The sequence below is a fragment of the Streptomyces prunicolor genome (genome assembly GCF_045162825.1).
Taxonomy (GTDB): domain Bacteria; phylum Actinomycetota; class Actinomycetes; order Streptomycetales; family Streptomycetaceae; genus Streptomyces; species Streptomyces prunicolor.
The window spans coordinates 5,013,221-5,032,515 of the sequence record NZ_CP108676.1 but is presented as its reverse complement, the minus strand read 5'-3'; the positions used below and the strand labels follow the sequence as shown (position 1 = coordinate 5,032,515).

Below are 19,295 nucleotides of genomic sequence, written 5' to 3'. Positions count from 1 at the left end.
GGGTAGGCGGCGCGGGACGAGGGGCGCCGCACGGGCATCGGCCGTGGCTGTCCTCGGCCTTCTCCCGTCCCGTTGTCAGTGCCGCCTGGCAGGATCGGAGATCAAGTCGACCGAGGGGGAGGCGGGACCGATGAAGGTGCTTGTCAGCGACGAAGTGCAGGTCGACTACGGCCAGATATTCGTGGAGAGCGGCGAGGACGACTGCGACCTGCACGATGCCTTCGCCGGGCAGGAGGGCGTCGGGCTCTGCGGGGGCGGGCAGGCGGGGATGCTGTTACTTCTGACCGGTCTGCGCATCGGCGGCGTCGACTTCACCGCCGAGCTGCACGACAGCCGGCCCGAGCTGGACGAGACGTGGGAGGAGATCGTCGAGGTCCCGTTCCGGCCGGTGTCGAAGGAGACGGCGCTGCGGCAGTGGAACGGGAAGAACCGGTGGGAGCTGGAGCTGGAGGAGCGTGACTACCGCGTGCGGTACTCCGCCATCGGTATGGACGCGGGCCGCAGCAAGGACGTCCGGGAGGACGACGAGCCGCCGACCGACGACCGGTACCTGCTCCAGATATGGCCCGCCGCGCCCGAACCGGCCCGCCTGCTCAAGCAGACCGGCCGCACGGCCGCGAACTGGCACGCCTTCGCGACGTCGCCGGTGGGCTGACCGGCAGACGTTGACCAGCAGACGCTGACCGGCAGACGGGAGCCGGCGCACCGCCGGACGGGAGTGGACGTACGGAAGGAGGTCAACGCACCGTCCCATCGAACGGTTGAGCGACCGCGGGCAATGGCTGGGTAAAATCCCCATGCGCCGGAATGAGAATCCGGCCTCCCGATGTTGGCGTCCTTGGAGGGACCCGCACGCCCTCCCTCAGGCATGCCCGCAGCGAGGAGGAACGCCACGTGAGCCAGTACGGCAGCAGGCTCGGGCGGCGTTCCGCGGCCTCGTCCGCGCGGCTGCGGCTGCACCGCAAGCCTCGCCGGGTGGCCATGCTCTCCGTGCACACGTCACCGCTGCACCAGCCCGGCACCGGCGACGCCGGCGGCATGAACGTCTACATCGTGGAGCTCGCGCAGCGCCTCGCCGCGATCAACATCGAGGTGGAGATCTTCACGCGCGCGACCGCCGCCGCCCTCCCCCCGACCGTCGAGCTGGCGCCCGGCGTGCTCGTCCGGCACGTCGACGCGGGGCCGTACGAAGGTCTCGCCAAGGAGGAACTCCCCGCCCAGCTCTGCGCGTTCACGCACGGAGTGATGCAGGCGTGGGCCGGCCACCGCCCCGGGTACTACGACCTCGTCCACTCGCACTACTGGCTCTCCGGCCACGTCGGCTGGCTCGCCGCCCAGCGCTGGGGCGTGCCCCTCGTGCACGCCATGCACACCATGGCCAAGGTCAAGAACGCCAGCCTGGCCGACGGCGACACCCCCGAACCCGCCGCCCGCGTCATCGGCGAGACCCAGATCGTCTCCGCCGCCGACCGCCTCATCGCCAACACGGCGGAGGAGGCCGACGAACTCGTACGGCACTATGCGGCCGACCCCGCCAAGGTCGCCGTGGTGCACCCGGGCGTCAATCTCGAACGCTTCCGCCCGGCGGACGGCCGCGCCGCCGCCCGCGCCCGCCTCGGCCTCCCGCAGGACGCCCTGATCCCGCTCTTCGCGGGCCGCATCCAGCCCCTGAAGGCGCCGGACGTGCTGCTGCGCGCGGTGGCCGTGCTGCTCGACGAGCGGCCCGAGCTGCGCTCGAACATCGTCGTGCCCGTCGTCGGCGGCCCCAGCGGCAGCGGCCTCGCCAAGCCCGAGGGCCTGCAGAAGCTCGCCGCGCGGCTGGGCATCGCGGATGTCGTACGGTTCTGCCCGCCGGTCGGGCAGGAGCAGCTCGCGGACTGGTTCCGGGCCGCGTCCGTGCTGGTCATGCCGTCGTACAGCGAGTCCTTCGGGCTGGTCGCCATAGAGGCGCAGGCGGCCGGTACGCCGGTGCTCGCGGCCTCGGTCGGCGGCCTCCCGGTCGCCGTCCGCGACGGCGAGACCGGCTTCCTGGTGCAGGGCCACGACCCCGTCGCCTACGCGCACGTGCTGCGCACCCTCGCCGACGACCCGCACCTCGCGCCCCGCATGGGCGAGGCCGCCGCCCGGCACGCGCAGTGCTTCGGCTGGGACACGGCCGCCGCGGCCACGGCCGACGTGTACGCGGCCGCGGCACAGGCCCACCGCCGTCACGTACGCTCGCACCATGGGTGAGGCAGCGGCGGATCAGGACCGGGCGGCGCAGGTCATCGAGGGTTTCCTCAAGGGTGCCGAACTCGACTGGGAGAGCCCGGAGTTCGGCACGTTCGTCGTCAAACTCCCCGGCACCCGCAAGCTGTCGACGACCCTCTCCCTCCTCGTCGGCCGCCACTCCCTCTCGCTCAACGCCTTCGTCATCCGCCACCCCGACGAGAACGAGACCGGCGTCCACCGCTGGCTCCTGGAGCGCAACCTCAAGCTGTACGGCGTGAGTTACGCCGTCGACCAGCTCGGCGACGTGTACGTCACCGGCCGGCTGCCGCTGTCCGCCGTCACCGAGACCGAGATCGACCGCCTCCTCGGCCAGGTCCTGGAGGCCGCCGACGGCAGCTTCAACACCCTGCTGGAACTGGGCTTCGCCTCCGCGATCCGCAAGGAGTACGCGTGGCGGGTGTCGCGCGGGGAGTCGACGCGGAATCTCGACGCGTTCACGAATCTGACCCAGCGGCCGACCCAGCCGACTGACTGATCCCGGCCGACTTACCTCTGTTCGGCATCTTCCGCAGCTTCCCGGCTCCGTGGCATGCTCACGGCTGACGCAGATATGAACGTCGTTCACATCCATGAAGAGCCGCATGGAGGGCGTACGGACATGAGCAACCCCCACCCCACCCGCTTCACCAGACGAACCCTGCTCGGCACCGCGACAGCCGTGGCGCTGGGCGCGGCGACCGGAACGGCAAGAGCGGCCACCACCGCCCAAGTCCCGTCCCTCTGGCGGGAGTTCACCCGCACCCCCTTCACCCACCCGCAGATCCCGTACATCGGCAGGGCGGGCTGCCGCACCCGGCACAGGGGAGGCCACCCCCTCGTCCTCGACGTCCGTCGCTACGGCGCCGTCGCGGACGGCACGGCCGACTCCGCCCCCGCGATCAACCGTGCCATCGCCGCTGCCGGTCGGGCCGGCGGTGGCACGGTTCTCATCCCGCCCGGCACCTTCCGCATCGACGACGTGATCCGCGTAGGCCACTCGAACGTGGTGGTCAGGGGCGCCGGCAGCGACCGTACGAAGCTCTACGCGACCAAGAACCTCACCGAACTGATCGGCGTCTACGGCTCCCGTTACGGCGGCGACAAGTCGTCCTGGTCCTGGGCCGGCGGCCTCATCTGGCTTGCCCCGAGCGCTCGTTGGGACTCACTGGTCGCCGCGATCCGCGCGAAGGCCTGGCCCTTCGAGGGCTGGACCGGCAACAAGCGTGACGAATGGTGCCAGTTGACGACCGTCGAACCGGCCCGGCAGGGCGCGTGGACGGTGACGGTGGCGGACGCCTCTCAACTCAAGCCGGGCGAACTGGTGTTGCTCCGCCTGACCGACGACACCGCCCACACCCTCCTCCAGCACATGGCGGGCGGCGGCCCCGGCCCCGAGGCGTACTACTGGGACGACAAGACGAAGCTCCTGTCGTACGTCCCCTACGAATGGCCCGTCCGCATCGCCCACGTCCACGGCCGCAAGGTGACTCTCGAACGCCCCCTGCCCCTCGACCTCCGCCCCGAGTGGAACCCCCAATTCACCACGCACGTGGAGGAGTTGACGGGTTCGGGGGTGGAAGGCCTGACCCTGGAGGCGATGGAGACCCCGCAACAACCGCACCTCCTCGACAAGGGCTACAACGGCGTCGTCCTCCAGTGCGCCTACGACTGCTGGCTGGACGACGTGACGGTCCGTCATGTGGACAACGGCTTCGGCCTGGTGGCGGCGTCGGCGTGCACGCTGCGCGGTACGACGGTGGCGGGCCGCGGCTCCCACCACCCCTACTTCTGCCGCGAGGGTTCGCACGACAACCTCATCGAGGACTTCACGATCGAGGAGCGCACGGTCCCGGCCCCCGCCAACACCCAGCTCCACGGCATCAACGTCGAGGGCCTGTCGTCGTACAACGTCTGGTCGCGCGGCGACATGCGCATGGGCACCTTCGACAGCCACCGCGGCCTGCCCTTCGCCAACGTCCGCACCGACATCACGGTCGACAACGACGGCCGCCACGGCGGTGACGCGAACGCCGGTCCGCTGTTCGGCGCCCGCTTCACCCACTGGAACATCCGCGTCACGAACGGCCGCGCGGGCCTGATGAAGATCGACCAACTCGCCCCGTACAGCGCCACGGTGGGCCTCGACACGGTCACCGAGTTCGACCAGATCGACGTCCCCGACTTTGCCGGTGATCTGCACGCGCGGCTGGAGCTCTACGGCACGACGGGGGTCGTACGGCCGCGGAATCTGTACGAGGCGCAGCGCGAGCTGTGACTCACGCGTGAGTTCATGCGCGCCGCAGGACGTCGTAGCCGATGAAGTCGAACATGCGGGTGGCGGTGGGGAGTTGGCGGGGTTCGCCGGTGAAGCGGTGGGCGCCGACGGACTGGGGGATCGAGGGGTCCGACACCCACAGGCGCTCGAAGCCGCGCTCCTCCAGCCAGGCGCAGACCTGGGGGACGAGGTCGGGGGCGAGGTCGCGGCTGCGGGTCCAGACGAGGGTGCCGCCCGTCCGGCACAGCGCGGTGCAGTGGTCGAGGACGCGCTCGACATCGGCGTCGGAGATGTTGCCGAGGAGGCCGCACACCAGGACGAGGTCGGCGGGGGCGAGTTCGGCGTACTGGTCCGTCAACGCGGCGTCTCCGGGGACGACTTCGACCCCGGTGAGGCCAGCGGCGCGGGCCGCCCGTGTCGCGACGTCCACGTTCCGCTCGTCCAACTCGACCAGCCGGGCGCGGACTTCGGGACCTCGGGGATGCTCGGCCAGCACGCCGATCAGGTCACGGCCCTGTCCGGCGCAGATGCTGATCGCGGTGAGCGGGCCCGGCGGGGCGGTGTCGAGGGCGAGGCGGATGCGCTCCTGGATGAGGGCCAGGCGATGGCTGAGGTAGGAGTCGGGGGAATCGTAGGCGTCGTGCCATTGGTGCCAGTCCATGCGCGGAATCTAGCTACGGCGTCGATCACTGTCGCGTGAATAACGCCCCGGTGTGACCCCCACCAACTTCCGGAAATGCCGGGTGAGATGGGACTGGTCGTAGAACCCGGTCACCGCGGCGACCTCGCCCGGCGGGCGGCCGTCGAGGAGGAGCCGGCGGGCGCGGTCGACGCGGCGGGACATCAGGTACTGGTGCGGTGCGATGCCGTACGCCCCGCTGAACGCCCGTACCAGATGGGCGGGATGGGCGTGCACGAGCCGGGCGGCCTCGTCGAGGGCGATGCCTTCGGTGACGTTCTCGTCGAGGAGTTCGCGGAGGTCGCGGGCGAGCGTGGGGGCCGAGGTGGTGGGGCTGTTGGACGGCCGCAGGTGGGCGTGCAGCCGTTCGGCGATGAGCGTGAGCCGGCTCTCCGCCTCCAGTTCGTCGCCGGGGTGGTCGAGCGCGGTGTGCAACTGGCCCACGCGCAACCGGAGTTCGGGGTCGCGGAGGTCCGGCTGGTCGACGGCGGAACCGATCAGATCGTCCGCGAGATGCGTGCCGTCGAGATAGAGGACGCGCTTGCGGAAGCCGTGCGGGGTGGCGGGGGAGCCGTTGTGCGGGACGTGCGGCGGCAGCAGCGACACCGTGTCGTGCGGGGTGCCGTGCTCGTGCCGGTCGAGGTCGTACCGTACGGCGCCGTCGTCCACGATCAGCAGCGTCCACGCGTCGTGCACGTGCATCGGGTACGCGTACTCGGTGAAGTGGGCGTGGAAGACCTCGACGACACCGGGGATGCGGGGGCGCCAGGCGGAGACTTCCGGCTGGGAGCGGGCCGGGCCGTGCTGCGGGGCCATGCAAAGAACGTACAAGACGGGGGCGTGGGGCGGTCGGCAGTCTCGACGTATGAGCACTGATACCACTGCTGAACCGATCCGTTTCGACACCAAGATCGCCGTCCTGCTGCGGGACGACCTTGAGCCCTGGCAGCGGCTGAACGTCACGTCGTTCCTGGTCAGCGGCCTGGGATCACAGGTCCCCGAGGTGATCGGGGAGCCGTACGAGGACGCCGACGGGGTGGGATATCTGCCGATGTTCCGGCAGCCGGTGATGGTCTTCGAGGCCACGAAGGAGGTCCTGGTGGCGGCCCACGGACGGGCACTGTCCCGTGCCCTGCCCCGGTCCGTCTTCACGTCCGACCTCTTCACCACCGGCAACGACCGGGACAACCGGGCGGCGGTACGGGCCGTTGCCACGGCTGAGCTGGATGTGGTGGGGCTGGCCGTGTACGGGCCGCGGAACGGGGTGGACAAGGTGGTGAAGGGGGCGCGGATGCATCCGTGAGGGCGCCCCTTTGCGGTGGGTTAGATGGGGAGCGTCCAGCTCGGACCGTGCGGTTCGTCGAGCGAGACCTTTTGCGTGTGCGGGGTGATCGCCATCCTGAAGCTGGACACGTGCGGTGAGCCGTGGCTCTGCCACTGGGTGATCGAGTTCTCGATCGCGGTCCACAGGTCGAGCGGTCCGCGCCGGACGACAGTCCAGCCTTCGCCGTTGTCCGCTGTGCGGGTCCGGGCCTGGGAGCCGGTGGCCACGTCGAGCAGGATCTGTTCGGCTCCGGTGCCGAGTCGTTCGGCGGAGGGCGCGGCGAGCTGTGCGACGAACCGGCCGCTCCAGTCGTCGAGCAGGGCGGGGTCGATCACGCTCGGGCGTTCGTCTCCGGGCAGTAGTTCGAGTGGTCCGTGCGGTGGCCGGTCATGGGAACGGGCGATCATGAACGAGGTGTATCCGGGCAGGAACCGGCCTTCCGCGGTGCCGTCGTCCTCGACCGTGAGGCGAACGAGGCCGTGTCCGAACCCCCACCCGGCGAGGGTGACGAGGAGGGTTCCTCCGGCCTTGATCTGCTGGAGCAGGCCGTAGGGGATGTACCGCATCGAGCAGAACGCGATCACGATGTCGTACGGAGCCCGGTCGCGGTGGCCGCGCAGGCCGTCGGCAGTGATGAGCGTCGGGGTGTAGTCGGCCTCGGCGAGGGCTCTGCGCGCGCGTTCTGCCGCAGCGGCGTCGGCCTCGATCGAGGTCACGTTCTCCTGGCCGGCCACCTCGCAGACGTAGGCGGTCGACAGACCCGTTCCGGTGCCGATGATCAGCACGCGTTTTCCTCGGGCGACGCCCGCTTGCTCGATCATTCCGAGGATGACGCTGGGCAGGGTCGAGGACGAGGTCGGGCTCCCTCCGGTGACGGGGCCCACGGCTTCCTCGGCGAGCACGCCGTCGAGCTGTGTCACCCATGTCTGGTTCTGATAGGTGAGGCGCAGCCACGCGTCGACGGGGGTGTCGTCGCGGCGGGTGGGGGTCCAGACCGTGACACCCGGAGGGCTGCTCGGCTGGTAGATCGCAGGGCCGAGGAAAACCTCGCGGGGGACCGTCTCGGCCGCACGCCGCACCTCGGGGTCGCGCAACTCGTCGTCGGCGACCAGCTGTTCGACGAGTCGGTGGCGCAGGACGGCGGCGAGGTCATCGGTCATGCGGAGCGCCCTTCTGGAGGGTGTCGGCGAGTGCGTTCGCGATGGCACGGGTCGTGTCCTCGTCGACGAACGCCCACTGGCCGGCTGGGTTGCATTCGAGGAACCACCATCGCCCGTCCGGGTCGAGGGCGAAATCGAAGGCGCCGTAGGTGAGCCCGAACGCGTGGAGGTAGGCGCGTAACGCCTCGCGGACGGAACGGGGGACGGAGATCGGTGAGCAGGTGATCAGGCTCTGGTCCCGGCGCCAGTCGAGATGATCGCCGTCGGTGTCGATCCGGGTCGCGAACGCGTCCTCCCCGACGACGGCGACGCGGACGTCTGCGACCTTCGGTACACAGGCCTGGAAGAGATGAGGGCACAGTGCGATCGAGTCGTCGAGCTCGTCGGCCTCGACGGCGCGTACCCAGACAGTCCGGTTCCGGCTGTCCTCGCAGGCGAGATGCACGCGGTGAACCGGTTTGTAGATCACGGTCCCGTGGTCGGCGGCGAACTTCCGGGCGTCCGTCGGTACGTTCGTGATCAGGGTGCCGGGGAGTGTGAAGCCGAGTCGGGCGGTGGTGGCGAGCTGCAGCACCTTGTTCTCGGCGGCACCGCTCTGCACGGGGTGGTTGACGTAGAGGACTCCAGGGAGCGCGGTCAGTGCGCCGGTGTAACCGTGGCGGGACTGCTCGACTCCGAACCGCTGCGCGGGAGTTCGGCCCGCCTGCCGGCTGCTGACCTGTGTGGCGTTGAAGGGGCTCGGGCGGCGCCAGTAGACGGAGCGGACGTCCGACAGGTCGAGGTGCCGGGTCGTGTGGTGAGATCTCCGGTGAGGGCGCCCCGTCCGAACCCGCAGGGAAACGAACGGCGTACCAGTTCGTCGTACCGAACTCCGAACTCGCTCCGAAGATCGGACGGGACCTGATCGCCACGCTTCTGGCGATCACGGGGCATCACCCGTTCATCGACGCCGCACGCCTGTGTGTGAGCGAGGTGATCACGCACTCGTATCTGCACGCGCGTACGGCTCGGCTGTATGTCGATGTCTCGGTGCGTCCGGGGCATGTCTGCGTTGCGGTCCGGGACGACGAGTGGGCCGAAGGCTCTGCCTTGACGTCGCGTGGGGTTCGACTCGATGAGGGGCGGGGTCGAGGCTTCCTGCTCCTGGCCGCCCTGCTCTCTGCCGGGTGGGGAGTGGTGACATGGCCGGCCGCGGGGGAGGGGTGCGTGCACAAACGCGTATGGTTCACCCTCGCCGAGGCGGCCTCGGCTGCGTGAACGGCGGTTCGGTCGGGTCCGGCCCGGTCGGGAGGTGGCGGCGGTCGCCGTCCCGGGCGGGCCGAGCGTCGGAGGGGACGCCGGCTTCCTCGGTGAACCGCGCTGCGCCGACGCCGACAGGCCGCACCCTACTTCGCGGAGCGTGACACTTCTCGGGAAAGTGTCACGCTTTCGCACCCCACCCCACCCCACCCTTCAGGCCGCACTGACCTCAGGCTTCACCGCAGCCGGTGTCTCGGTGGTCGCCGGTCCGCTCGCCGAAAGCCCCCGCATCAACACCCCGTACCCCACCGCCGCCCCTGTCCCCACGACCGCGCACATCCCCCACAGCCACTCCGCCCCGAACCGGTCGATGACGAAACCGGACATGAGCGGAGCGACGAGCGCGGCGACCGCCCAGGACAGGGTGTACATGCCCTGGTAGCGGCCGCGGCCCTGGACGGGGGACAGCCGTACGACGAGACCCGTCTGGGTCGGGGCGTTGATCATCTCGCCCAGCGTCCACACGCACACCGTGAGGGCGAAGACGCCGACCGAGCCGGCGAACGCGGTGAGCCCGAAGCCGTAGCCCGCGAGGATCGAGGAGACGACCAACAGGCGCTTGGCGTCGCGGTGTTCGATGAGGCGGGTGACCGGGATCTGGAGGGCGACGATGAGGAAGCCGTTGACGGCGATCGCGGTGCCGTAGTCGGCGGGCGTGAAACCGGCCTCGCCCATCGCGACCGGCAGCCCGACCGAGCCCTGCTGGAAGACGAGCGCGACGAGGAAGGAGAGTCCTACGACGCTCATGAAACGGCCGTCGCGCAGTACGGTCCCGAGCCCGACCGCGTCGGCCGCCCCCTTGCTGTCGTCCGCGGCGACGGTGGGCCGGGACTCGGGCAGCCGTAGGAACACGACGACCGCGCAGACCGCCGTCATCCCCGCCTCCAGCAGGAACCCGGCGCGGTAGCTGACCTCGGCGATGAAACCGGCGGCCATGGAGGAGATGGCGAAGCCGAGGTTGATGGCCCAGTAGTTGAGCGAGAACGCGCGGACCCGGTCCTCGGGGCGCACGATGTCGGCCATCATCGCCTGCACCGCCGGGCGGGACGCGTTGCTCGCCGCCCCGACGAGGCACGCTACGGCGGCGATGGCGACGGGGTCGTGCATGAAACCGAGCAGCGCCACGGACGCGGCGGTCGACGACTGCGCGATGAGGAGGGTGGGGCGGCGGCCGATGCGGTCGGTCAGCACGCCCGAGCCGATGGAGGAGACTACCCCGCCGAGGCCGTAGAGGGAGGCGACGAGACCGGCGTAGGTGGCGGAGTAGCCGCGGTCGAGGGTGAGGTACAGGGCCATGAAGGTCGAGACGAACGCCCCGAGCCGGTTGACGAGGGTGCTGGTCCACAGCCACCAGAACTCGCGGGGCAGACCGGAGACGGTTTCCCGGGCGGCACGTCTCAGGGCGGCGAGTGACATGGATGGATCCCCCACGGTCGGACAGGTGGCCGGTAAGCGGCTACGGCCGCGAGCACAACTTACGAACGGGACGGCCCGGGGGACCACTCAATTAACAGAAGCCGTCAACTGTGGGGCTGGGAGGCAGGCGCCAGGCGGGGGCCCGAATGCGTGGATTACGCTCTGAGGCATGGCCGACGCACCGTACAAGCTGATCCTCCTCCGCCACGGCGAGAGCGAGTGGAACGCGAAGAACCTGTTCACCGGCTGGGTGGACGTCAACCTGAACGAGAAGGGCGAGAAGGAGGCAGTCCGCGGTGGCGAGCTCCTGAAGGACGCCGATCTCCTCCCCGACGTGCTCCACACGTCCCTCCAGAAGCGCGCGATCCGCACGGCGCAGCTCGCGCTGGAGTCCGCGGACCGCCACTGGATCCCGGTCCACCGCAGCTGGCGCCTGAACGAGCGCCACTACGGCGCCCTCCAGGGCAAGGACAAGGCGCAGACCCTCGCGGAGTTCGGCGAGGAGCAGTTCATGCTGTGGCGCCGTTCCTACGACACCCCGCCGCCGCCCCTCGAGGACGGCACGGAGTTCTCCCAGTCCGCCGACCCGCGCTACGCGACGATCCCCCCGGAGCTGCGCCCCCGCACGGAGTGCCTGAAGGACGTCGTCGTCCGCATGCTCCCGTACTGGTACGACGGCATCGTCCCCGACCTCCTCGCCGGCCGCACGGTCCTGGTCGCCGCCCACGGCAACAGCCTCCGCGCCCTGGTCAAGCACCTCGACGGCATCTCGGACGCGGACATCGCGGGCCTGAACATCCCGACGGGCATTCCGCTGGCGTACGAACTGGACGCGGACTTCAAGCCGGTCAAGGCCGGGGGGACCTACCTGGACCCGGATGCGGCTGCGGCTGCGATCGAGGCGGTCAAGAACCAGGGCAAGAAGAAGTAGATCCCGCGATCACGCCCCCGAACTGCGCACACGGCGCGGATCGGGGGCGTTTTCATTGCGCGGTGGCAGTACGCCTCCGGGCGATCGGCCGCATTCCCGAACCGGCGAACTACCCAATTGCCCCACAGGGCAGCCGAGTTGAAATCCATCGGCGCGAGCGTGCACAACTGCGGCAACAGGGTTTCCTGGATCGCAGAGCGATCTCTGCCTGAATTGAATGCCCTCTGATGGAACGTCAAAAAATGAGGCGCCTCAAATTCGTCTCAAAACTGTTGATCGATTATCCATGGGTGGGCTACGTTCCTGGTCGACCAAGATCACCATGCACCATGCCTGACCAGGGGGATTTATGCTCCGGGCTTCAATAGCCGCGCTCGCGACCATCGCATCGGCAGGTGTGGTTACCGCGCCGGCCGCCCAAGCCGCTGACGCGGTGACCGCCCGCCCGCAGGTCTGCCCCGAAGTGGGCGAGGTCTCCACCAGCTTCGGGGCCAAGAAGGCCTACTTCATCGGCGCGCCCGTCCCTGTCTTCCGCTCCGGCCCGTACGGCCCCAAGGGCGGCACGATGAGCGTCTCTTTCCAAGCGGGTGCCACCGTCGGCGCGTCCGTGACCGGTACGGCGAAAAGCGAGATCAACGGGCTGATCGCCAAAGCCGAGGCAAGCCTGTCCGTCACGCTCCAGGGCTCCATCACGGCTTCGACGACGTTGACCGGAACTTACTCGGTCAGCCCGCACAAGATCGGGAACGCCAAGCCGGGATCGGACGGATACAAAATACCCTGGAAGAAGACCGAGATCGTCGCCCCGTGCAATGTCAAAACCATTGCCTCGGGTACTCTGACCGCGCCTTCCTACTCCATCCGTATCAAGTACTGGGAGACCAGTTCATGAAGCGTGCGCCTGCCGCTTGGGCGGCTCTGGCCGCCGGTGTGGCATTGGCGGGATGCGGCGGTCATCCGGCAGATCGAGCCACCGCCGGCGCTCACCCTTCCGCGACGGCCAGCCCGTCCCGTACGGCATCGGCTCTGCATGTGACCGCCTCCGGGACAGGGCTGCGCCTTGTCGCCGGGACGCCCGTCCACTTCGGTGCCGATGGCACACCGGGGGTGGCCGGGGAGCTCGTTCTGACCTGCCGGGGTCAGGGACTGGTGCATGTCCAGCCCACCGGGGGAAAGGCCACGGACATACAGTGCGGCGGCACTTCCGAGGTGCAGACCGATTCCGGCGGCACCATGTTCACCGCCTCCACTACGAGCAGGTCGGCAATGACGCTTGACTGGACTCTCAAGAAGCTGGCGCGTTAATCGCCCGACGGAGCAGCCGAGTTGAACTCGCCGCCAAGAGGCCCTGGCTTCAGTCCGCGGCCAGCCGCGTCGGCGTCGCCCAGTAGCCTGCGACGATCAGCCGTGGTGCGTCTGGAGGCTTCGTGGAAGCTGTCGCTCTCGTCAGTCCGGTCCGGTTGTGGTCGGCGCAGGAGGTCTTGGCGCGCCCGAGTCCTGTCCCAGCGGTGGCAGGGGTCTACGGCTGGCACTTCGAACAGTCGCCCCACCCGGACCTGGACGCCGGGCGCCTGCTCTACGTCGGCATCGCCCCGCGGTACATGGCGAACCGGACCAGCACGCAGAACCTGCGCAAGCGGGTGCGCTATCACTACCGAGGCAACGCGGCCGGCTCGACCCTGCGGCTCACCCTCGGGAGCCTGCTCGGACTTGAGCTGCGCCGCGTGGGCAGCGGCAAGCGGATGACCTTCGGCAAGGCCGGCGAAGCCACCCTGAGCCAGTGGATGGCGGACAACGCGCGGGTGTGCTGGATCGAGCGGAGCGAACCGTGGAACCTGGAGGCACAGTTCATCTCCCGACTCGACCTCCCGCTGAACCTCGACCAGAACCGACACAACGCCTTCCACGGCCAGTTGAAGGGGCTGCGGGCCCAAGCGCGTCTGCGAGCACGGGAGTTGCCCATCAGTTCCTAGGCCGATGGACGGGCCGGTCGCTCTTGAGCAGGGAAGCTGACCGGACCTGGTGGGCCCGCCGGTCAGCGTGCTGCCGCTCGTGGAGGGGATCCAGATGTACCGCGACGGGGGCTCCATCGGCCGGCCCGTCGGGGGAGCGGTGCTGCTCCTGGGCACCCTCTGCACGGCCGGGCGACGGTTCGTCCGGTATCGGGGCCGGAAAGCGACGGCGCCGTCCTCGTCGTAGCGGACGGCCCGGGCGCGTCGCACCCGGGCCGTCTCGGGACGGGTCAGTGCCGGCTGGCCCGCGCCAGCGCCGGGACGAACCGCAGAGCGTCCACCGTGCCCACGCCCGTCGCCATGTCGTAGCCGTTGACCGCGGTGTAACCGGTCACGCCCGCGTACGTGTTGTTCGTGCCGTCGTTCACGTCGACGATGCCGTTGCCCTTGGCGCCGTGCTTCGCGAGCGCGTACAGCGCCGAGTTGATGTTGCCCACCCGGTGTCCCGCCGCCTGGTCCGCGAGCGCGATGATGCCCGAGAAGAGCGGGCCGGCCTCGCTCGTGCCGCCGTAGACGTCCCAGCCGATCGCGGTCGGGTCGTAGCTGGAGTAGACCCAGGCGCCGCCGTTGACCGCCGCCGCCATCGAGACGTCGGGGGTGGCGCGTTGGGTGCCGACGATGCTCTTCACGCCGTTCTGGAACGACGGGCGGGCGAACACGTGGGACTGGCCGCCGCCGCCCGCGCCGTAGTCGTTGTAGACGCTGTCCGGGGTGACGCGGTCGCCCTTGTCGTTCAGGTGCAGCTGCGTGCCACCGATCGACGTGACCAGCGGGTCCGAGGAGGGCCAGGAGTTGACGGGCTTGTCGTAGAAGGCCGAGCCGTCCGCGTTGTAGTCGGTGGCGCCGCCGTCGCCGGAGGAGGCGAGGACGGTCACGTGCTTGCGGTTGGCGGCCTCGAAGGCGTAGCGCAGCTTCTTGATGCTGGAGAAGTTCCCCTGGTCGAAGCCGGGGAAGGTGTTCTCGGTGGCGCCGAAGCTCTGCGTGATGACGTCACCGACACCGTGGTCGATCAGGTACTTCTCGGCGTTCATCATCTCCGGCAGCCCGGTGACGCCCTCGGTCTCGGCGACCGCCGTCTCCACCAGCACGATCTTCGCGTCGGGCGCGACCGCGTGCGCCATCTCGACGTCCAGGGTGGTCTCGCCGGCCCAGCCGGTCATGTCGGCGTTCGTCGGGTCGAAGACCGGGACCTTGCCCCACTTGACGACATTCACCTTGGTGCTCTTCATGCCGAACTGCTTGCTGTACGTGTCGAGATCGTGCTGGATCGTCGGCGAGCCGAACGAGTCGACGATGACGATCGTCCGCCCCTTGCCCGTAATGCCCTTCTTGTACAGCGAGTTGAGGTTGTACGCGGTGCGGTACTGGAGCGGGTTGTAGCAGGCGATCTGCCACTTGGCCTCGCACTGCGCGCTGGTCAGCGGGCTGGGCACGTCCCGGGCCAGGGTGTGTCCGGTGATCGCCGGGATCGCCTTCGTCTGCGGTACGGCGGCGGGCGCGGCGCCGGCGACACCGCCCAGCGGCGCGGTCGCCAGCGCGGCGACGGCGAGGCCGGCGGTGGCGGCCGTGGCAGCGGCCATGTTCAGTCTCGTGCGGGCTATGCGCATGAATCCCCCCTGAGTGCTGCGGAGTCCGCCCGGCGTTCAGCCGGACGAAGAGGTCTCCGCGCATCTCATCGAGTGAGACATGCACAGGACAAGACTGTTGAACTGTCGATGCCGAACCCTTTGCCCAAACAGCACCAAAGACTCGAACACCCCTGCCGATCCGACCTGTTGACGTCCAACAGGTGGACGTCAGATCGAGTACGGCACCGCGTGCACCTCGTCCGCCCGGTGCCCCGCGCGCTCGTGCACGCGCTGGACCGCCTCGGGCGACGGCGCCTCCGACAGGCAGTAGACGGTCCCGGTCTCCGGATCCGCCCAGGCCCGCTCGAAGTGGACACCCTCGTCCTTCTCCACGGCGAGATCCGCCTTGTGGGCCGCCATCAACTGGTCGGCCGTGATGCCCTTCATCCCGTGGTGTACGTCCATGTACTGAGCCATGACCGCGCACCTCCTTCCCTTTCGGCCCTTCCGACTTCCCCTTCCATGCTGCGCCCGTACGGCGCCCTCGGCTACCGTGCGCAACGATCAAGGGGAGGGGCGAGGGAATGCGACGCGGGGTACGGATCGGGATCGGCGTCGGTGTCGTCGCCGGGCTGCTCGCGGCGGGGGCCTGGCTCTGGGAGGCGTTCGCGGAGGAGGGGCATCCGTTCGGGGACGCCCGGGCCTGCGAGGGCAGCGACATACCGTTGCAGGTGGCCCTGGACGTCCTACGGCTGCCGCTGCCGGCCGGAGCGAAGGACGTGCACTACGTGACGCACGCGTCCAAGCCCATGCGGACGGTGACGCTGACGGTCGCCTTCCGGGTCTCCGGGAAGACCCTGGACCGCTATCTGCGGAAGACCGGGATCGTGCCCGCCGGAGTCGACTGGCTCACCAACGGGCCCTACGCGACCGGTGACGTGGGCTCGGATCCGGCGACCCTGGGGCTGTGCGGAGGGGAGAAGCAGATCGTGGCGCCCTCCGTGTACATCGACAAGCGGCGGAACGCGCTGGACGGGAGCCCGCAGGGGCAGGTGTTCGACTTCGCCGTCGCGCTGCCCGACGGCTACGGCAAGATCCCCACCATGACGGACGTCCTGCTCACCGCGGCCGGAAACAACCCCTGAGCACGTCGAAGGGGCTCCCGGTGCCGTGCGGCACCCGGAGCCCCTTCGACGGAATCAACGGCTCTGTACGTCGTTCGCGGTCAGCCGCACTGGCACGGATTGCCGGACTGGCACCCGCACCCGCAGCCCGAGCCACAGCCGCAGGCGCCGAAGAGCGGGAGGCTCTTGATCTCGGCGGGCTGCTGCGTCTCGCGCTCCTGCGTCGGGTCCGGCGTCGTGGCGGGGGATTCGGCCATGGGTCCTCCTAGAGGCTGGTGCCTGTGCCCATTGGATGCCCGTTTCGCCGGGCGCATCAACGGCGCATTGAGGCTTCCCGGCAAGCCCCCGGCTCGGAGCCCCCGTCCGGACCCGTGCCCGGACCCCTGCCCGGTGGCCTACGCCCCCTCCGCCCCCGTCACCGGCTGGATGTCCGGCTGCAGTTCGTCCGCGTGCTCGCCCGTCACCAGGAACACCACGCGCTTCGCGACCGACACCGCGTGGTCGGCGAAGCGCTCGTAGTAGCGGCCGAGCAGGGTCACGTCGACCGCCGTCTCGATGCCGTGCTTCCACTTGTCGTCCAGCAGGTGCTGGAAGAGCGTGCGGTGCAGGAGGTCCATCGCGTCGTCGTCCTGCTCCAGCTGGAGGGCGAGGTCGACGTCCTTCGTGATGATGACCTCGGCCGCCTTCGCCATCAGGCGCTGGGCGAGCTGGCCCATCTCCAGGATGGTCGCGTGCAGGTCGTGCGGTACGGCGCGCTCCGGGAAGCGGAGTCGGGCGAGCTTCGCCACGTGCTGGGCGAGGTCGCCGGAGCGCTCCAGGTCGGCCGACATGCGCAGGGACGTGACGACGATGCGCAGGTCCGTCGCCACCGGCTGCTGCCGGGCCAGCAGGGCTATGGCCCGGGCTTCGAGGTCGTGCTGGAGGTCGTCGACCTTCTTGTCGGCCTCGATGACGCTCTCGGCCAGCTTCAGGTCGGAGTCCAGGATGGCCGTCGTGGCGCGTCCGATCGCCGACCCGGTCAGCCGGGCCATCTCCACCAGACCGTCACCGATCGAGTCAAGTTCCTCGTGGTACGCGTCCCGCATCAGGTTTCCCTCTCCTACGTTGCTTCGGGGGCCAGGGGCCCCGGGCCCGTCGGTGTGACTAAAAACCGGCCCTTCCACCCCACGCTCCCACGTTCCCCCTCCTACGCGACGGTTTCCGCCAACCCAAATGAACCAATACTGGCTCCAAGGTGAACTCTGGGCGACGAGTGTTCGAGGTCGCACTCCGATGGCTGTGGCCAGGAGGTATCCCATGCCTAACCTGGTGACATGGACGTGAACGCGGCGGTCGCCGCAGCGGCAGCGATCGCCGGGGTGCTTACCGGCGTCATCGCCATGCTGGCGTTCCGCTGGAGCGAACGCGACCAGAAACGACCGACGAGGACGTCCCTGCACACGGACCCGGTGCTTCCGCCGGGCGTGGACACCGTCCTGTCGGTGCTCCGTTCCTCGGCCGTCGTCCTCGACGAAGCGGACGCCGTGGTCAAGGCGAGCTCGGCGGCGTACGCCCTCGGACTCGTCCGCGGCGGGAAACTCTCCGTCGACCCCATGCTCAAGATGGCCCGGGACACCCGGCGCGACGGCGAGATACGCCAGGTCGAGCTGGATCTGCCCCGGCGCGGCACCGGCCGCGGGGAGGCCCTCGCGGTCTCCGCCCGGGTGGCGCCGCTCGGCTCCCGGCTCGTCCTGCTCCTCGTGGAGGACCTCACCGAGGCCCGCCGTATCGAGGCCGTACGACGTGACTTCGTGGCGAATGTCAGCCACGAACTGAAGACCCCCGTCGGCGCGCTGTCCCTCCTCTCGGAGGCGGTCATGGACGCCTCCGACGATCCTGAGGCGGTGGAGCGTTTCGCCGGCCGGATGCAGATCGAGGCCACCCGCCTGACCAATCTCGTGCAGGAGCTCATCGACCTGTCACGGGTCCAGAACGACGACCCGCTCGAAGACGCCGAACCCGTCGGCGTCGACGAACTCGTCGCCGAGGCCATCGACCGCTGCCGGCACCAGGCCGGCACCAAGCAGATCACGATGGCCGCCGGCGGCACCGCCGACCTGCACGTCTACGGGAACCGCGGCCAGCTGGCCGCCGCCCTGGGCAACCTGGTCGAGAACGCTGTCAACTACTCGCCCGCCCGCACCCGCGTCGGCATAGCAGCCCGCCGGGTCAACGCGGCCGGCGGCGACCACATCGAGGTCGCCGTCACCGACCAGGGCATCGGCATCTCCGAGAAGGACAAGGAGCGCGTGTTCGAGCGCTTCTACCGTGTCGACCCGGCCCGTTCGCGGGCCACCGGCGGTACGGGTCTCGGGCTGGCGATCGTCAAGCACGTGGCCGCCTCGCACGGCGGGGAGGTCACGGTGTGGAGCTCCGAGGGACAGGGTTCCACGTTCACCCTGCGACTGCCGGAGGCGGGTGCGGCCCGCGACCGCGCCCACCAGCACCCCGACCTCGACGACGAGGTCGAGGAGTCCCCTGAACCATCCCCGTACGAACCGCTTCCCGCCCCGGAGGTCCTTCCGTGACCCGAGTGCTCGTCGTCGAGGACGAGGAGTCCTTCTCCGACGCCCTGTCGTACATGCTCCGCAAGGAGGGCTTCGAGGTCGCCATCGCGACCACCGGGCCCGACGGACTCGACGAGTTCGAGCGCAACGGCGCCGACCTCGTCCTGCTCGACCTGATGCTGCCGGGCCTCCCCGGCACGGAGGTCTGCCGCCAGCTGCGCGGCCGCTCCAACGTCCCCGTCATCATGGTGACCGCCAAGGACAGCGAGATCGACAAGGTCGTAGGCCTGGAAATAGGAGCCGATGACTACGTCACCAAGCCCTTCTCGTCCCGCGAGCTCGTCGCCCGTATCCGGGCCGTCCTGCGCCGCCGCGGCGAGCCCGAGGAAGTCACCCCCGCCGCCCTCGAGGCAGGTCCGGTCCGCATGGACGTGGATCGCCACGTGGTCACGGTCTCCGGCTCCAAGGTCGACCTGCCCCTCAAGGAGTTCGACCTGCTGGAGATGCTCCTGCGCAACGCGGGCCGCGTACTGACCCGCATGCAGCTCATCGACAGAGTCTGGGGCGCCGACTACGTGGGCGACACCAAGACCCTGGACGTCCACGTCAAACGCCTCCGAGCCAAGATCGAGCCGGACCCGGGCGCGCCGCGTTACCTGGTGACGGTGCGCGGCCTGGGCTACAAGTTCGAGCCGTAAACCGCGAGCGCTG

Annotated in this window: 20 protein-coding genes; 11 read left to right on the top strand and 9 right to left on the bottom strand. The window is 69.6% G+C overall.

Annotation, left to right across the window (positions count from 1 at the left end; translation table 11 throughout):
- Positions 1–130: 130 nt before the first annotated feature.
- From OG588_RS22895 to OG588_RS22880, 4 genes are all read left to right on the top strand, one after another.
- Positions 131–655, top strand: coding sequence for a hypothetical protein (locus tag OG588_RS22895; protein ID WP_405948941.1), 525 nt, complete (start codon positions 131–133; stop codon positions 653–655).
- A gap of 239 nt (positions 656–894) precedes the next feature.
- Positions 895–2,232, top strand: coding sequence for a D-inositol-3-phosphate glycosyltransferase (gene mshA, locus OG588_RS22890; RefSeq protein WP_266858577.1), 1,338 nt, complete (start codon positions 895–897; stop codon positions 2,230–2,232).
- On the top strand, positions 2,225–2,746 hold the full coding sequence (locus OG588_RS22885; protein ID WP_405948940.1) for a YbjN domain-containing protein: 522 nt from the start codon (positions 2,225–2,227) through the stop codon (positions 2,744–2,746). Before mshA ends, OG588_RS22885 begins: the two co-directional genes overlap by 8 nt.
- 123 nt (positions 2,747–2,869) lie before the next feature.
- Positions 2,870–4,525, top strand: coding sequence for a glycosyl hydrolase family 28-related protein (locus OG588_RS22880; RefSeq protein ID WP_405948939.1), 1,656 nt, complete (start codon positions 2,870–2,872; stop codon positions 4,523–4,525).
- Positions 4,526–4,538: 13 nt separating this feature from the next.
- Here OG588_RS22880 and OG588_RS22875 read toward each other — a convergent pair whose 3' ends face one another.
- The gene (locus tag OG588_RS22875; RefSeq protein WP_405948938.1) at positions 4,539–5,186 is read right to left on the bottom strand and encodes a class I SAM-dependent methyltransferase; all 648 of its coding nucleotides are present in this window, start codon (positions 5,184–5,186) and stop codon (positions 4,539–4,541) included.
- 9 nt (positions 5,187–5,195) lie between these two features.
- Positions 5,196–6,020: an AraC family transcriptional regulator gene (locus OG588_RS22870; RefSeq protein ID WP_405948937.1), complete on the bottom strand. Its 825-nt coding sequence runs from the start codon at positions 6,018–6,020 to the stop codon at positions 5,196–5,198.
- A gap of 49 nt (positions 6,021–6,069) precedes the next feature.
- On the opposite strand from OG588_RS22870, the gene OG588_RS22865 reads away from it, so the two are divergent.
- On the top strand, positions 6,070–6,507 hold the full coding sequence (locus OG588_RS22865) for a DUF2000 family protein (RefSeq protein ID WP_405948936.1): 438 nt from the start codon (positions 6,070–6,072) through the stop codon (positions 6,505–6,507).
- A 20-nt stretch (positions 6,508–6,527) separates the two neighbouring features.
- Here the strand turns inward: OG588_RS22865 and tgmC are convergent, their stop codons facing one another.
- The 3 genes from tgmC to OG588_RS22850 all read right to left on the bottom strand — a co-directional run bounded on the left by tgmC (position 6,528) and on the right by OG588_RS22850 (position 10,403).
- Complete coding sequence (gene tgmC, locus OG588_RS22860; RefSeq protein WP_405948935.1) at positions 6,528–7,688, bottom strand: ATP-grasp peptide maturase system methyltransferase; 1,161 nt, start codon at positions 7,686–7,688, stop codon at positions 6,528–6,530.
- A complete protein-coding gene (locus tag OG588_RS22855; RefSeq protein WP_405948934.1) occupies positions 7,678–8,289 on the bottom strand; it encodes a hypothetical protein in 612 nt (203 codons plus the stop codon). The genes tgmC and OG588_RS22855 overlap by 11 nt, the downstream gene beginning before the upstream one ends.
- Positions 8,290–9,140: 851 nt before the next feature.
- Positions 9,141–10,403: an MDR family MFS transporter gene (locus tag OG588_RS22850; protein WP_405948933.1), complete on the bottom strand. Its 1,263-nt coding sequence runs from the start codon at positions 10,401–10,403 to the stop codon at positions 9,141–9,143.
- A 169-nt stretch (positions 10,404–10,572) separates the two neighbouring features.
- Between OG588_RS22850 and OG588_RS22845 the strand changes: the two genes are divergently transcribed.
- The 3 genes from OG588_RS22845 to OG588_RS22835 all read left to right on the top strand — a co-directional run bounded on the left by OG588_RS22845 (position 10,573) and on the right by OG588_RS22835 (position 13,307).
- The gene (locus tag OG588_RS22845) at positions 10,573–11,334 is read left to right on the top strand and encodes a phosphoglyceromutase (protein ID WP_366093229.1); all 762 of its coding nucleotides are present in this window, start codon (positions 10,573–10,575) and stop codon (positions 11,332–11,334) included.
- 349 nt (positions 11,335–11,683) lie between these two features.
- Positions 11,684–12,226: a hypothetical protein gene (locus OG588_RS22840; RefSeq protein ID WP_405948932.1), complete on the top strand. Its 543-nt coding sequence runs from the start codon at positions 11,684–11,686 to the stop codon at positions 12,224–12,226.
- 616 nt (positions 12,227–12,842) lie between these two features.
- The gene (locus OG588_RS22835) at positions 12,843–13,307 is read left to right on the top strand and encodes a GIY-YIG nuclease family protein (RefSeq protein WP_405948931.1); all 465 of its coding nucleotides are present in this window, start codon (positions 12,843–12,845) and stop codon (positions 13,305–13,307) included.
- A 269-nt stretch (positions 13,308–13,576) separates the two neighbouring features.
- On the opposite strand, the gene OG588_RS22830 is transcribed toward OG588_RS22835, so the two are convergent.
- The gene (locus OG588_RS22830; protein WP_405948930.1) at positions 13,577–14,953 is read right to left on the bottom strand and encodes a protease; all 1,377 of its coding nucleotides are present in this window, start codon (positions 14,951–14,953) and stop codon (positions 13,577–13,579) included.
- 189 nt (positions 14,954–15,142) lie between these two features.
- Positions 15,143–15,391, bottom strand: a complete 249-nt coding sequence (locus OG588_RS22825; protein ID WP_405948929.1) for an SCO4226 family nickel-binding protein — start codon at positions 15,389–15,391, stop codon at positions 15,143–15,145.
- A 107-nt stretch (positions 15,392–15,498) separates the two neighbouring features.
- Here OG588_RS22825 and OG588_RS22820 point away from each other — a divergent pair, with 107 nt between their 5' ends.
- Positions 15,499–16,059, top strand: coding sequence for a hypothetical protein (locus tag OG588_RS22820; RefSeq protein ID WP_405948928.1), 561 nt, complete (start codon positions 15,499–15,501; stop codon positions 16,057–16,059).
- A gap of 80 nt (positions 16,060–16,139) precedes the next feature.
- Here OG588_RS22820 and OG588_RS22815 read toward each other — a convergent pair whose 3' ends face one another.
- Both OG588_RS22815 and phoU read right to left on the bottom strand, forming a co-directional pair.
- Entirely contained in the window at positions 16,140–16,295 is a 156-nt protein-coding gene (locus tag OG588_RS22815; RefSeq protein WP_019062518.1) for a hypothetical protein, read from the bottom strand.
- A 138-nt stretch (positions 16,296–16,433) separates the two neighbouring features.
- On the bottom strand, positions 16,434–17,123 hold the full coding sequence (phoU, locus tag OG588_RS22810) for a phosphate signaling complex protein PhoU (protein WP_266858549.1): 690 nt from the start codon (positions 17,121–17,123) through the stop codon (positions 16,434–16,436).
- A gap of 228 nt (positions 17,124–17,351) precedes the next feature.
- On the opposite strand from phoU, the gene OG588_RS22805 reads away from it, so the two are divergent.
- Positions 17,352–18,605, top strand: coding sequence for a cell wall metabolism sensor histidine kinase WalK (locus OG588_RS22805; protein WP_266858547.1), 1,254 nt, complete (start codon positions 17,352–17,354; stop codon positions 18,603–18,605).
- Positions 18,602–19,282 carry a response regulator transcription factor gene (locus OG588_RS22800; RefSeq protein ID WP_009340348.1) on the top strand — a complete coding sequence of 227 codons (681 nt, stop codon included), beginning with the start codon at positions 18,602–18,604 and terminating at the stop codon, positions 19,280–19,282. The genes OG588_RS22805 and OG588_RS22800 overlap by 4 nt, the downstream gene beginning before the upstream one ends.
- The last annotated feature ends 13 nt before the right edge of the window (positions 19,283–19,295 follow it).